At 71.9% G+C, this 13,262-nt stretch carries 10 protein-coding genes and 1 tRNA gene; 1 reads left to right on the forward strand and 10 read right to left on the reverse strand.

What is annotated here, in order from left to right:
• Positions 1–90: 90 nt before the first annotated feature.
• From IF11_RS0131040 to IF11_RS0131055, 4 genes are all read right to left on the reverse strand, one after another.
• The gene (locus IF11_RS0131040) at positions 91–1,878 is read right to left on the reverse strand and encodes a DEAD/DEAH box helicase (protein WP_030355109.1); all 1,788 of its coding nucleotides are present in this window, start codon (positions 1,876–1,878) and stop codon (positions 91–93) included.
• A gap of 126 nt (positions 1,879–2,004) precedes the next feature.
• A complete protein-coding gene (locus tag IF11_RS0131045; RefSeq protein ID WP_030355110.1) occupies positions 2,005–2,394 on the reverse strand; it encodes a type II toxin-antitoxin system death-on-curing family toxin in 390 nt (129 codons plus the stop codon).
• Positions 2,391–2,591, reverse strand: coding sequence for a ribbon-helix-helix protein, CopG family (locus IF11_RS0131050; RefSeq protein ID WP_030355111.1), 201 nt, complete (start codon positions 2,589–2,591; stop codon positions 2,391–2,393). The genes IF11_RS0131045 and IF11_RS0131050 overlap by 4 nt, the downstream gene beginning before the upstream one ends.
• Before the next feature lie 39 nt (positions 2,592–2,630).
• Entirely contained in the window at positions 2,631–4,133 is a 1,503-nt protein-coding gene (locus IF11_RS0131055) for an MFS transporter (protein ID WP_030355112.1), read from the reverse strand.
• A gap of 206 nt (positions 4,134–4,339) precedes the next feature.
• On the opposite strand from IF11_RS0131055, the gene IF11_RS0131060 reads away from it, so the two are divergent.
• Positions 4,340–4,414 (forward strand) — tRNA-Cys (locus IF11_RS0131060).
• A 282-nt stretch (positions 4,415–4,696) separates the two neighbouring features.
• Here IF11_RS0131060 and IF11_RS0131065 read toward each other — a convergent pair.
• The 6 genes from IF11_RS0131065 to IF11_RS0131090 all read right to left on the reverse strand — a co-directional run bounded on the left by IF11_RS0131065 (position 4,697) and on the right by IF11_RS0131090 (position 13,257).
• Positions 4,697–7,012 (reverse strand): xanthine dehydrogenase family protein molybdopterin-binding subunit, encoded by a 2,316-nt coding sequence (locus IF11_RS0131065; RefSeq protein ID WP_030355113.1) that lies wholly within the window; start codon positions 7,010–7,012, stop codon positions 4,697–4,699.
• Positions 7,009–8,571, reverse strand: a complete 1,563-nt coding sequence (locus tag IF11_RS0131070) for a (2Fe-2S)-binding protein (RefSeq protein WP_051746379.1) — start codon at positions 8,569–8,571, stop codon at positions 7,009–7,011. Before IF11_RS0131070 ends, IF11_RS0131065 begins: the two co-directional genes overlap by 4 nt.
• Entirely contained in the window at positions 8,568–9,464 is an 897-nt protein-coding gene (locus tag IF11_RS0131075; RefSeq protein ID WP_030355115.1) for an FAD binding domain-containing protein, read from the reverse strand. The genes IF11_RS0131070 and IF11_RS0131075 overlap by 4 nt, the downstream gene beginning before the upstream one ends.
• A gap of 294 nt (positions 9,465–9,758) precedes the next feature.
• Positions 9,759–11,420, reverse strand: a complete 1,662-nt coding sequence (locus tag IF11_RS0131080) for a beta-N-acetylhexosaminidase (protein ID WP_030355116.1) — start codon at positions 11,418–11,420, stop codon at positions 9,759–9,761.
• A gap of 11 nt (positions 11,421–11,431) precedes the next feature.
• The gene (locus IF11_RS0131085) at positions 11,432–12,265 is read right to left on the reverse strand and encodes a carbohydrate ABC transporter permease (protein WP_206300598.1); all 834 of its coding nucleotides are present in this window, start codon (positions 12,263–12,265) and stop codon (positions 11,432–11,434) included.
• A gap of 2 nt (positions 12,266–12,267) precedes the next feature.
• Entirely contained in the window at positions 12,268–13,257 is a 990-nt protein-coding gene (locus IF11_RS0131090) for a carbohydrate ABC transporter permease (protein WP_030355118.1), read from the reverse strand.
• Positions 13,258–13,262 lie beyond the last annotated feature (5 nt).

The raw sequence follows: 13,262 nt of genomic DNA on the forward strand, positions 1-13,262 counted from the left end.
TGCGGGGCCCGGCAGCGGCCACGGCGTACGGAAAACCGCTACGACCTCTGTCGATCACCGCTACGGCGTCCGCCGGAAATCTCCACGGCATCACCGCATCCGGGTGGCCCACTCCCCCACCTTCGCGATCCGTTCCCGGATCTGCCCCGCCGTCGCCTCGGCGCTCGGCGGCCCCCCGCACACCCGGCGCAGCTCCGTGTGGATCACGCCGTGCGGCTTGCCGCTCTGGTGGACATACGCGCCGACCATCGTGTTCAGCTGCTTGCGCAGCTCCAGCAGCTCCTTGTGGGAGACCACGGGCCGCCGCTCGGCCGGCAGCTCCAGCAGATCCGCCTCGGCGTCCGGCTTCTTGCGGCTGTGCGCGATCTGCCGCGCCTGCCGCTTCTGGAGGAGCATCTGCACCTGGTCGGGCTCCAGCAGCCCGGGGATACCGAGGTAGTCCTGCTCCTCCTCGCTGCCCGGGTGGGCCTGCATGCCGAATTCGGCGCCGTCGTAGAGCACCCGGTCGAAGACGGCGTCGGACTCCAGCGCCTCGAAGGGCAGCATGTCCTGCTCGCCGGTGTCCTCGTCCTGCTGCTTCTCGGCCTCCGCCATCTCCTTCTCGGACTCGGCGTAGGGGTCCTCCTCGCCGTTCTTCTTCGGCTTGTCGAGTACGTGGTCGCGCTCGACCTCCATCTCGGCGGCGAAGCCGAGCAGGCCCGGGATGGTGGGCAGGAAGACGGACGCGGTCTCGCCGCGCCGGCGTGAACGTACGAAACGGCCCACGGCCTGCGCGAAGAAGAGCGGGGTCGAGATGGTGGTGGCGTACACGCCGACGGCCAGGCGCGGTACGTCGACGCCCTCCGACACCATCCGGACCGCGACCATCCAGCGGTCGTCGCTCTCGCTGAACTCGTCGATCCGCTTCGACGCGCCGGTGTCGTCGGAGAGGACGACGGTCGCCTTCGAGCCGGTGATCTCGCGGATGATCTTGGCGTACGCGCGCGCCGAGTCCTGGTCGGTCGCGATGACCAGACCGCCGGCGTCCGGGATGCCCTTGCGCACCTCGGTCAGCCGCTGGTCCGCGGCGCGCAGCACATTGGGCATCCAGTCGCCGCGCGGGTCGAGCGCGGTGCGCCACGCCTGCGAGATGGCGTCCTTGGTCATGGGCTCGCCGAGCTTGGCCGCGATCTCGTCACCGGCCTTGGTGCGCCAGCGCATATTGCCGCTGTAGCTGAGGAAGATGACGGGCCGGACGACGCCGTCGCCGAGGGCGTTGCCGTACCCGTAGGTGTAGTCGGCGGCCGAGCGGCGGATGCCGTCGTTGCCCTCCTCGTACGCCACGAAGGGGATGGGATTGGTGTCGGACCTGAACGGCGTACCGGTCAGCGCGAGCCGCCGGGTCGCGGGCTCGAACGCCTCAAGACACGCCTCGCCCCAGGACTTGGAGTCGCCCGCGTGGTGGATCTCGTCGAGGATGACCAGGGTCTTGCGCTGCTCGCACCGGTTGCGGTGCAGCATGGGCCGCACGCCGACGCCGGCGTAGGTGATGGCGACGCCGTCGTACTCCTTGCTCACCGGCCCCGCCGAATAGTCCGGGTCGAGCTTGATACCTATCCGCGCGGCGGCCTCCGCCCACTGCTTCTTGAGGTGCTCGGTCGGCGCGACGACGGTCACCTGCTGGACGACATGGTGATGCAGCAGCCAGGAGGCGAGCGTCAGCGCGAAGGTCGTCTTCCCGGCGCCGGGGGTGGCGACGGCGAGGAAGTCACGCGGCTGCTGCTCCAGATAGCGGCCGAGCGCACCCTCCTGCCAGGCACGCAGCTTGTTCGCGGTGCCCCAGGGGGCGCGGCCCGGGAAGGCGGGTGAGAGGTGGTGGGAGGAGGCGGTAGTAGTCACGGTCTCCGGTTCGGGCGCGGGTTGGCGGGGTGGGGCGGGGGTACGTACGACAACCGGGCCACCCTACCGGTGGGGTGGCCCGGTCCTCGTCCGCATGAGCCGTGAGCAGTCAGACTGCGACGCCTGTCACATCTGCGGGTCGAGCAGCTCCCGGAGACCTTCCGAGATGGCCTTCACCTCGTCCATCTGCCCCGTAGCCACAGCGATGACCAGCCGTTCCGCCGCGTCGATGTCCGGGCGCAGCTGCACGTCATTCATGGCCAGGAACGTGACGCATGACAGCCATGCCGTCCGCTTGTTGCCGTCGAACAGCGGATGGTTGATGGCCAGGGACTGCAGGAGCGCGGCAGCCTTGTCGAACAGGTCCGGATACGCCTCCTGGCCGAACATGGCGGCGGACGGGCGGTGCACGGCCGACTCCAGGAGCCCCACGTCACGGACCACTACCCGCATGTCGTCGCAGGCGTGCTCGGCAATGACCAGAACATCCTCGGCGGAGAGATAGACACAGGTCACTTGAGCCGCTCCATGAGCTCGCCCCACTTGGCGACTTGTTCCTTCGCCGTCTTCCGGACCATCGCCTCATGCGCGGTTCTGGCCAGATAGTCGTCCACGGCCTGGAGCAGTATGGCGTGCATGCTGGTCCCCTGCTGCTCGGCGCGCTGCTTGAGCGCCTCGGTCTGGTCGTCACGAAGACGCAGGTTCATTGCCATACCAGAATGGTACCGCGCCTGGGGCCAGAGTGGTACCGGTCAGCGGGTCCGTACCCGCGTCGCCACCCACACCCCCACCAGCGCCACCACCGCCATCGGCAGGAACACCGCCGCGAAGGCCGCCGGGTGGGATCCCGCGGCACCCGACGCGGCCGAGGCGGCGTGGCCGCCCACCGCGCCGCCGCCCAGGGCCGCGAACGCCGCGCCTCCCGCCGCCAGCAGGAGGACGTTCGACAGCCCGTCGGAGATCTGGAGCGCGGCGGAGTTCGCGCCCGCCTCCTCGGGCGCCGACAGCTTGAGCAGCAGCACGCTGGTCGAGGCGATCACGGCGCCCATGCCGAGGCAGCCGAAGGCCCAGGCGACCGCGACGATCCATACCGGTACGGACTCGATGAGCACGCTCGGCGCGGTCGCGATCGACAGCGCGACCAGCACCATCCCGCCTGCCATCAGCCGCTCGCGGTACGGCTCCAGGCGCGGCCTGGACTGGACGTACGAGCCGAGCGCCCAGGTCGCGCCGCCCACCGCGAGCGAGAGCCCGGCCATCGTCGGCGACAGCCCGCGCTGGGTGACGAGCATCAGCGGTACGAAGCTCTCGGCGGCGATGAACGCCCCGGCGGCGACCCCGCGCAGCAGCACCACGGAGGGCAACCCGCGCGCCGCGCGCCAGGTGCCGTGCGGCAGCAGCCCGAGGACGGCGGGGACGAGGAACGCGACACCGGCCAGCGCCGGGAGGAGCGAGAGCCACCGCAGGTCCTGGCCCGCGTACTGGAGCAGCCCCGCGCCCAGCGAGATCCCCAGCGCGAGCCGGATCCGGCGCCGGTCGAAGGCCGGGACGGGCCCCTCGGCGTCGGCGGGCCCCGACGCCTTGCGGCGTATCGCGGGCAGCGCGAGCGCCAGCGGCAGCACGACCAGGACCGGGATACCGATGAAGACCCAGCGCCAGCCGAGGTGTTCGGTGACGGTGCCGGAGGCGAGCGGCCCGACGACGGAGGGGATCACCCAGCTCGCGGCGAACGCGGCCATGATCGAGGGCCGCAGCCGCTCCGAGTAGGCCCGGCTGACGACGACATAGAGCGCGACGATGACCAGCCCGCCGCCGAGTCCCTGGACGGCGCGGCCGAGGATGAACAGCCACATGGTGCCCGCCGTGCCCGACAGCAGCAGCCCGGCCCCGAAGGCACTGATCCCGGTGGCGAGCGGCGCGAGCGGCCCGCTGCGGTCGGCCCACTGCCCGGAGAGCACCATGGCGAAGAGGCTGGTGGTGAAGTACGCGGAGAACGCGAAGGCGTACAGCGGAATCCCGTGCAGCTCTCGCGCGGCGACCGGCATCGCGGTACCGACGGCGGTCGCCTCGAAGGCGATGAGCAGGACGACGGAGACGATGCCGATACTGAGCGCCCGATGCTCAGGCCCCAGCACACCGCCCTGGTCAGGGGGGCCGCCCTGATCGCTTGCCTGGGGGGATTTCGGTGAAGGGGCCGCTACGGCGGATATCTCGGCGGGAGCGACATCGGCGTCGCGTGGGTCCAGGGCGGTCATGGACTCAGAGTAAGGGGCACAGCCCTGATTCGGCCCTGTCGTAGGGCTGATCGGATCTGGTCCCTTGGATGTACGCCTCCCCCGCCCCGGACCCACCGGCCCGACGGCCCACCGTGAACGCAGTGTGGCAGTCGCGTTGCGGCCCGCCGGGACACCTTGAGCGCCGCGCGCCACGGGCCTACGGTCATGAACAGGAAGTGAGGCACGGCCGTGTGCCCGAGTGGTTCAGGGGCTCGCCTGCAAAGCGAGTTACGCGGGTTCGATTCCCGCCACGGCCTCCAGGAACACGAAAGCGGCCGCCCCGGGGATTCCAGGGGCGGCCGCCCGGCGTCGTGGGCCGCCCCTCAGTTCACCCGCGCCCCGTCGAGACCCGCCAGGATCGTGTCCACCGTCTCCGCCACGTCCAGGCCCGACGCGTCCAGCCAGAGGCCGAGGCGTGGGGTTCCACGCGGAGTACGCGGTCCAGCGACTCGACAGCGGGCGGGTGCGGACGAGGGCGACGTACTCCGCCAGGTCCGCGCCGAGGACGATGTCCTGCACCACGGCGGTCCAGTACGACCGCGCTACGAACCCGCAGGCGCCGCCGCCACCGCCGCCTGCGGGCGGATCGGGAGGCGGCTGATGGGCCGGCCCGTGGCCGCGCGGACCGCCGAGGCGACCGCCGCCGGGGACGTGACCACCGGGGCCGCGCTCGCGGGCTTGGCGCCGAAGGGGGCCACCACGTCGCGCTCCTCGACCAGCTTGACGATACGGATGTCCGGCGCGTCCAGGGACGTCGGAAGCGCGTACCCCGTGAGGTCGGGGCGGCGGACCACACCGCGGGTCGTGCGGAGGTTCTCCGTCAGGGCCGTACCGATGCCCTGCGTGACACCCGCCTCGATACGGGTCGCCAGCTGCGCCGGGTTGAGGACCCGCCCGACGTCCTGGGCCACGGCCATCTCCACGACCCGGACCGAGCCCAGCTCGATGTCGACGTCCACGACCGCGCGGATCGCGCAGAAGGCCAGGCCCACGAAGGCGTCGCCCTGTCCCGAGGCGTCGAGGGGTTCGGTGGGGTGGGGGCGGCACTGCGCCGTCGCCCAGAGTTCCTTGCCGTCCATCGCCTCGGTGACCGTCGTGGACAGCACCCCGTCGTACGAGGTGATCTTGCCGTCCGTGATCTGGAGCAGCTCGGTGGACATTCCGAACTTGTGGGCCAGCGGCTGGAGCAGCTGCGTACGGACCATCTTCGCGGCCCGCTCGACCGCGCCGCCCGAGACCCAGGTGTGCCGACCGTGGGCGGCCGGGCCCGCCGGGGGCTGGTCCGTGTCGACCGAGGCGACATGGACCTCCTCGATGCCCAGCGTCTCCTGCACGATCTGCCGGGCGAGGGTGGCGAAGCCCTGGCCGGTCTCGACGGCCGCGCAGATGACCGTGGCCACGCCGTCGTGGACCTTGACGGTGGCCGTGGAGACCTCGTCCGCGCCCTCCGCGCCGAGCATATGGACCATGCCGAGCGCGTAGCCGACGCCCCGGCGTACGGCCCCCGGCTCGCCCGCGCCCTCGGGGCCTCCGGGCAGCAGCCAGGCCGCCTCGGGGGTGTCCTTGGGGAGCGGGGGCAGCGGGAAGTCGCGTACGGAACGGAGCAGTTCGGCCACGGGCGCCGGGCAGGTCACCGTCTGGCTGGTGGGCAGGATGTCGCCGGTGGCCAGGACGTTGCGCAGACGCAGCTCGGCCGGCTCCACACCCAGCTTGGCGGCCAGCTTGTCCATCTGGCCCTCGTACGCCGCGCACACCTGCATCGCGCCCTCGCCCCGTACATGGCCGGAGGGCGGGTTGTTGGTGCGTACGGCCCAGCCCTCGATGAAGGCGTGCGGCACGACGTACGGGCCGCAGGCGAAGGCGACCGCCGCCGCCAGGGACTCGGACGAGGCGTCCGCGTACGCGCCCGCGTCCAGCAGGATCTGGGCCTCGACCTTGACGAGCCGGCCCTCGGCGTCCGCGTGGTGGCGGTAGCGCAGCAGCGTCGGGTGGCGGTGGGCGTGGCCGAGGAAGGACTCCTCGCGGGTCGCGGCGAGTTTGACCGGGCAGCCGGTCCGCAGCGCGAGCAGGCCGAGCGGGATCTGGAAGCCCGGGTCCTCGCGGTCGCCGGTGGCGCCGGGGACGCCGGTGACGACGATCTTCACCCGGTCCGGCTCCAGACCGAAGCAGGCGGCGGCCAGATCGCGGTCGGTGTGCGGGTCGGTGGAGGCGGTGTAGATCTCGACGCCGCCGTCGGGTCTCGGTACGGCGAGGCCCGCCTCGGCGCCGATGGGCGCCGGGTCCTGGCGGCCGATGCGGTACAGCCCCTCCACGACCACCTCGCCGGTGATGTCCGGATCGCCGTAGCGCAGCGGGATATGGCGGATCAGATTGCCGTCGGGGTGCAGCGGCTCGGCGGCGAACGCCTTCTCGGGGTCGGTGACCGGGTCGAGCACCTCGTACTCGACGGCGATCGCGGCGGCGGCGAGCCGGGCCGTGTCGGGGTGGTCGGCGGCGACGGCGGCGATCGCCTCGCCGTGGTGGCGCACGACCTCCGAGGCGAAGACGGGCCGGTCGGCGATCCGCCTGCCGTACGCCGAGTCGCCCGGGACGTCCTCGTGCGTGACGACGGCGCGTACGCCCGGCATCTCGGCGGCCGCGGCGGTGTCGATCGAGACGATACGGGCGTGCGGGTGCGGCGAGCGCAGGATCGCCGCCCACAGCAGACCCTCGGCCCACAGGTCGGCGGCGTACGGGAACGTGCCCTCGGTCTTCGCGCGCGCGTCGGCCGGGGGGAGGGATGCGCCGAGGCCGTGCGCGGGCGGCTCCTGCTGGGGGCCGTCGAGCGTCGGGGTCCCGGTGGCCGCGTCGTTGCTCACGCCATGCCTCCGTCGGGCGAGTGCGGGTGCGAGTTGGTGTGCGGATCGCTGTGCGGGGGCTGGGCGCTGCCGGCCCCGGGGGGTGCCTGGTGCGGGATACGGGCTTCCTCGGAGGCCGCGGCGGCGGCCTCCGCGCTCGCCCTGCGCCCGGCGACGACCTCGCTCACGGCGTCGAGCACGCCGCGGTAGCCCGAGCAGCGGCAGAGGTTGCCGCAGAGCGCCTGGCGGGTCTCCAGCTCGCTGGGGGCGTGGTTGCCCTCCAGGAGGTCGTGGACGGTCATGGCCATTCCGGGGGCGCAGAACCCGCACTGCACGGCCCCGCACTTCGCCAGCGCCCGCTGGACGTCGGAGGGTTCGCCGTCGGCGGCCAGCCCCTCGACCGTACGGACCTCGGAGCCGGCGGCGGTGGCGGCGGGGACGAGGCAGGAGGCGACGAGCCGGCCGTCGACCTGGACGTTGCAGGCGCCGCATTCGCCCTGGGAGCAGCCGTCCTTGGCGCCCGCGAGGCCGAGGCGCTCGCGCAGCACGTACAGCAGCGACTCGCCGATCCAGGCGTCCGTGACGGGGCGGTCGGCGCCGTTGACGCGCAGGACGTAGGAGCCGGAGGGGTGTTCGGCGCTGTCGTTGCTGCTGGTGAGGGGCGCGGGCTCGGGCTCGGCCTCCGGCGCGGTCCCGGATTCCGGTCCGGGCTCCGGCGCGGTCTCCGCCACGGGCTCGGAGGCGTGCTCGGGCTCGGCCGGGATCTCGGGAGCGGCCTCAGGAGCCGCCTCGGGCATGGTCCCCGGGCCGGGCTCGTGCGCGAGGTCCGGTACGGCGTCCGGCAGGACGGCGGACGGCTCGGGCTCCACGGGCGCCTGGGCCTCCGGGACCCCCGGCGCCTCGACGCTCTCCGGGGCGGCGAATGCGCCGGCGTCTCCGCCGGGCGGTGCCGGTTCCGTCGCCCACGGCGCGGCGGCGCCGCCCGGCAACGTCGCCGGCGGGCTGCCGCCGTTCCACTGGGACGCCAGCACCGACTTGCTGAACTCGCCGGATTCGTCCGGAAGATCACCCTGGGCGATCGGGATCGTCCACTGGCCGGTCAGCTCGGAGGCAACCGCCGCGTCCCCCGGGGCGGCCTGTCCCGCTCCCGCCCCGGCGTCGGCGCCGTTACCCGCGCCCGTGTCGCCGTAGTTCCACTGGTCCGTCGCCTGCGGGTCGTAGCCACCGCCGGGCCCGTAGCCGACGTGGCCGTAACCGCCCTGCGCGTATCCGCCCTGGGCATAGCCGCCCTGCGGGTACGGCGCGTGGTCCTGCGCCCCGCCGCCCTGCTGCGGGTCCGGCCAGTGGGCCCCGTCCTGGGCGTCGGCCGCCGACGGGTCGACCGGCGCGGGCGGCACGAACTGCGGCGGTACGTACCCGTGCCCCGGCGCGGCCAGCGGCGCGTCGAAGGTGTCCTCCGGGGGCAGTTGCACGAAGGCGGTCGACTCGCCGTCGTACTCCCCGCCCTGCGGGACCGGCTGCCAGCCGCCCTGACCCTCGGGGGCCCCGGAGCCGCCACCGGAGTTCTCGTTGGTGGTCACGACAGCGCCCTCCCCAGTGCTCGTCGGGCCAGCGCGGCGACCATGCGCCGCAGATGCAGTACGGCGGGCGACGGCGGGGGCACTTCGCCCCCGTCGGCCGGCGCCGGCGGGTCCGGGATACAGGCCGCGGCGACGTACTCGCCGAAGGCGGCGAGCGCCTCCTGCGCGAGCCCGCGCGCGCCGTCCCAGTCGATCAGTGAGGCGATCCAGCGCTCCGCCTCCAGCGGGCGCAGCGGCATCGGCGCGATGGCGCCGACCGCGCACCGCACCCCGCGCCGCGCCGGGTCGAGCACGACGGCCACGGACGCGGTGGCCCTGCCGGGCCCGGTCCGTCCGGTCGCCTTGAGGAAGACCTGGGGCGCGTGCAGCAGGGGCACCCGTACGAAGCCGATGAGTTCGGCGGGCGCGAGCATCTCGCGGCCGGCCAGCAGATGCGAGACGGGGATCTCACGGCGCGCGCCGCCGGGCCCCCCGACCACCAGATCGGCCTCCAGCGCGGCGAGTACGGGCAGCGCGTCGCCGGTCGGGGCCGCGGTGGCGATATTGCCGCCGAGCGTCCCCGCGTTACGGATCTGCGGCGGGCCCGCCGCGCGCGCGGACGCGGCGAGCGCGGGGATGAGGGCCGCGAAGTCCGGCCTGCCCATGCGCGCGTGGGTGAGACCGGCGCCGAGCAGGGCGTGACCGTCCTGGTAGTGCCAGCCGCGCAGCTCGCTGATCCGGCCGAGGCCGACGAGTCCCGCGGGCCGCAACTGGCCCTTGTTGACGGCCGCCATGAGATCGGTCCCACCCGCGACGGGCACGGCGGCAGGCATCGCGGTGAGTGCCGCCACGGCCTCGTCCAGCGAGGCCGGCAGCGTCACGAACTGCGCCGTCTGCGGTGCGTGCGTGGTCAACCCAGCTGCCCCTTTCCGGTGTCCCGGTGTCCCGCCCGTGTTGCCGTACCGTACGTGCTCACAGACCGGACGTGGCAACTCTGGCACATCTTCCGGCCCGCCCGACGCGAGGGTCCGCGAAGGACGCATCCGTCCCCCACCAGGGGGAAGGTCCGGTTTCGCACCTCTTTGCCGTCACATACGGAATGCCACTCTTCAGCGGTCGTTGTACGACTTGTCCGTACGGACTACTTATCCTTACGGACTACCACGGTCCCAGGGACACGGTCTCGGGGCGGCCATCTCCCCATGGGCTCACACGTTTGGGGGCGCCCCCTCGATCGGGCGCCCGAGGCTGGCATTGTCTCCGTCGGGGGCCGGGCGGCGCTGCCAGGGCAACGGCCCGCCGGGCGGCCGGTATTCGACCCCGAGCGCGTCAAGGCGCCGGTAGTGCTCCGCCATGCGCTGCTCGAAGTCGGCGAAATCACGTTCGGCGGGGGCCGGGAGGTCCGACCAGGCGACTTCCGCGAAGGCGGCGAGCCGCGGGAAGACCTGGTAGTCGACGCGGGAGCTGTCGTGCATCACCTCGGTCCAGACATTGGCCTGGGTGCCGAGGACATGGGCCGCCTCCTCCTCGGTGAGCTCGGGCGGCAGGGGCTCGAAGCGGTAGACGTCCTCCAGGGTGCGTACGTACCCGATGGGCATCGGCTCGTCGTCGCCGGCCGCCTGACGGTGGTCCAGATACACCTGCTGCTCGGGACACATGACGACATCGTGGCCGGCCTTCGCGGCGGCGATCCCGCCCGCGTATCCGCGCCAGGACGACACGGCGGCGCCCGGCGCGAGCCCGCCCTCCAGGATCTCGTCCCAGCCGATCAGCCGCCGGCCGCGCTCGGCGAGCCAGCGGTCGAAGTGCCGGATGAACCAGGACTGGAGCTCGTCCTCGCCGGCCAGACCGAGCCGCGCGATCCTCGCCTGGGCCGTCGGCGACTGCTTCCACTGGTCCTTGAGGCACTCGTCCCCGCCGATGTGGATGAAGGTCGAGGGGAAGAGGGTGAGCAGTTCCTCGAAGACGTCCTCGTAGAACCGCAGGGTGTTGTCAGTGGGAGCGAGTACGTTTGCGGTAATGCCCCAGGTGTCCCAGACGGTGAGGGAGGTCGTGTCGATGACATCGGTGTTGCCGAGTTCCGGATACGCGGCGATGGCGGCCTGCGAATGCCCCGGGATATCGATCTCGGGGACGACGGTGATATGCCGCTCGGCGGCGTACGCGACGATCTCGCGGATGTCGTCCTGGGTGTAGTAACCGCCGTGCGGCTTCTCCTCCCAGAGCTCGGAGGCGCGGTGGCCCCATTTGGTGCGCGAGCGCCAGGAGCCGACTTCCGTCAGTCGCGGATGCTTCTTGATCTCGACGCGCCAGCCCTGGTCGTCGGTGAGATGGAAGTGGAAGACATTCAGCTTGTGGGCGGCGAGCAGGTCCAGATAGCGCAGGACGCCGTCCTTGGGCATGAAGTGGCGTGCCACGTCGAGCATCAGCCCGCGCCAGCCGAAGCGGGGCGCGTCCTCGATGAGGGTCATCGGTACGGCCCACTCACGCGTGGAGTCGAGCGGCGCCCTGCGGTACGCGTCGGGCCCGAGCAGCTGTCGGACGGTCTGCGCCCCCCAGAAGACCCCGGCGGCGGCGCCGCCCTCGATACGGATCGCCTCCGCGTCGACGCTGATCCGGTACCCCTCGGGGCCCAGTTCGCGCGCGATGTCCGGACTGATCCCCAGGACGATCCGGTTGTCGTCAGCGCCGATGACCCCGGCGTCGTCCGCGAACGGCAGCCCCGTCGCGGCTCCGACGGCCGTACGGAACCACCGCGCCACGCCCTCCGTACCGGGCCCTGCCTCGATCACGGTCTCGCCGTCGAGCGGGAAGGCACCCGCTCCCGGCTGCGCCGGCCAGGCCCGCCTGGGGTCCGGGATCAGATCCATGAAGTCCACCTCTAATCCTTGACGGCGCCGCCGAGTCCGGAGACCAGGCGCCGTTGTACGAGCACAAAGAAAACCAGCACGGGAACGGTCATCACCGTAGACGCGGCCATGATCCCGCCCCAGTCGTTCTCGTCCGGTTTGAAGAAGACCAGCAGCGCCATCGGAAGGGTCGACTGGGAGGTGTCGCTGATGATGAAGGACTTGGCGAAGAGGAAGTCGTTCCAGGTCGAGATGAAGGAGAAGACACTCGTCGCGACAAGCCCGGGGAAGACCAGCGGGAAAAGGATCTGCCACAGGAACCGGGTACGGCTCGCGCCGTCGATGTACGCGGCCTCCTCCAGCGCCTCGGGGACGGCCTTGACGAATCCGCGCAGCATCCAGACGGCGAACGGAAGCGAGAAGGCGAGATGCGGCAGGACGAGCGAGCCGAGCGTATTGAGCAGCCCGGCGTCCCGCATCAGGAAGAACAGCGGGATGGCCAGCGCCTCGATCGGCACCATCTGCGCGACGAGGAACATGATGAGGAGAGTCGTACGGAATCGGAAACGGAACCGGGTCACGGCCGTCGCGGCCAGAAACGCGATGAGCGCGGAGGCGATCACGACCGTTCCGGCGACCGCCAGGCTGTTGAGGAAGTACCGCCCGAATTCCTGCTGTTCGAAGACCCGGCGGAACGAGTCGAGCGACGGCGAGAGCGTCCAGGGACGGGCTTCCGTGGACTGGATCTCGCCGGCCGGTTTGAACGCGGAGAGGACCATCCAGTACAGCGGAAAGGCCACGATCACGGCGATGACGAGGGCGGATGCCTCGGCCAGCAGCCGCCAGGGACGGCGAATACCGAGCAGGTTCACAGTTCTTCTCCCCGGCGTCGGATCAGTCGCAGATAGACGAGCGTGACCGCGAGCAGAATCAGCAGCATGACCACGCCGATCGCCGAGCCCAGGCTGTACTGCGAGGACGCGAAGGCCTGCTGATAGGCGTAGACATTGAGCACGAGATTCTGGCCGGCGATTCCGCCGCCGTTCGTCATCACATAGATCTGGGTGAAGACCTTGAAGTCCCAGATGATCGACTGGATGGTGACGACCACCAGGATCGGCCGCAGCATGGGCGCGGTCACCGACCGCCAGATCCGCCATTGCGAGGCGCCGTCGAGCGAGGCCGCCTCCAGCACCTCGCCGGGGATGGCCTTGATGCCCGCGTAGACGGTCACCATCACGAACGGGAACGAGCACCACACCACTTCGAACAGGACGAGCGCGAAGGCGCTGTAGCGGCCGTACGTCCAGGAGAAGTCGCCGAGCCCCAGCAGCCGGTTGACCGGCCCGTAGTCCGGGTCGAAGAGGAACACCCAGACCGTGGAGCCGGTGATCGCGGGGGTGGCCCAGGCGCCGAGCGCGGCGAGCATCAGCGCGAGCCGCGGCACGGCCCGTACGCGCGTCAGCAGGACGGCGAGCGCGCAGCCGACCGCGAGGGTGGCGACGACACACGCCGCGGCGAACAGCACGGTCGCCAGCAGCACCTGCCAGAACTGGCTGTCGCCGAAGAGCGCGGTGTAGTTGCCGAAGCCCTTGAAGGAGGTCGGTTCCCCGCCGCTGACCTGCGCCTGGGTGTACTCCAGGAAGGAGATCAGGCCGAGTTGGTAGATCGGATAGACCAGCAGCCCGCCGAGGACGACGAGCGCGGGCGCGAGATAGAGCCAGGGGGTCCAGCCGGCCCGGCCGGCCCGGCGGGAGGTCCGCCGGGCCTTCCGGGGCGCCTGCCGGGCCTCGCGTACGGGCCCCGGGCCCCCGGCGGCCGTACGGCCGGAGTCGATCCGGCCGGTTTCGGTCGTCATGGCGC

The sequence above is a fragment of the Streptomyces scopuliridis RB72 genome (assembly GCF_000718095.1).
Taxonomy (GTDB): Bacteria; Actinomycetota; Actinomycetes; order Streptomycetales; family Streptomycetaceae; genus Streptomyces; species Streptomyces scopuliridis.

Bases quoted from the DNA above. Each gene is read 5' to 3' on its own strand.
- IF11_RS0131080 (WP_030355116.1), bottom strand. From the start codon at position 11,420: ATGGATCTGATCCCGGACCCCAGGCGGGCCTGGCCGGCGCAGCCGGGA.
- IF11_RS0131055 (WP_030355112.1), bottom strand. From the start codon at position 4,133: ATGACCGCCCTGGACCCACGCGACGCCGATGTCGCTCCCGCCGAGATA.
- IF11_RS0131050 (WP_030355111.1), bottom strand. From the start codon at position 2,591: ATGGCAATGAACCTGCGTCTTCGTGACGACCAGACCGAGGCGCTCAAG.
- IF11_RS0131090 (WP_030355118.1), bottom strand. From the start codon at position 13,257: ATGACGACCGAAACCGGCCGGATCGACTCCGGCCGTACGGCCGCCGGG.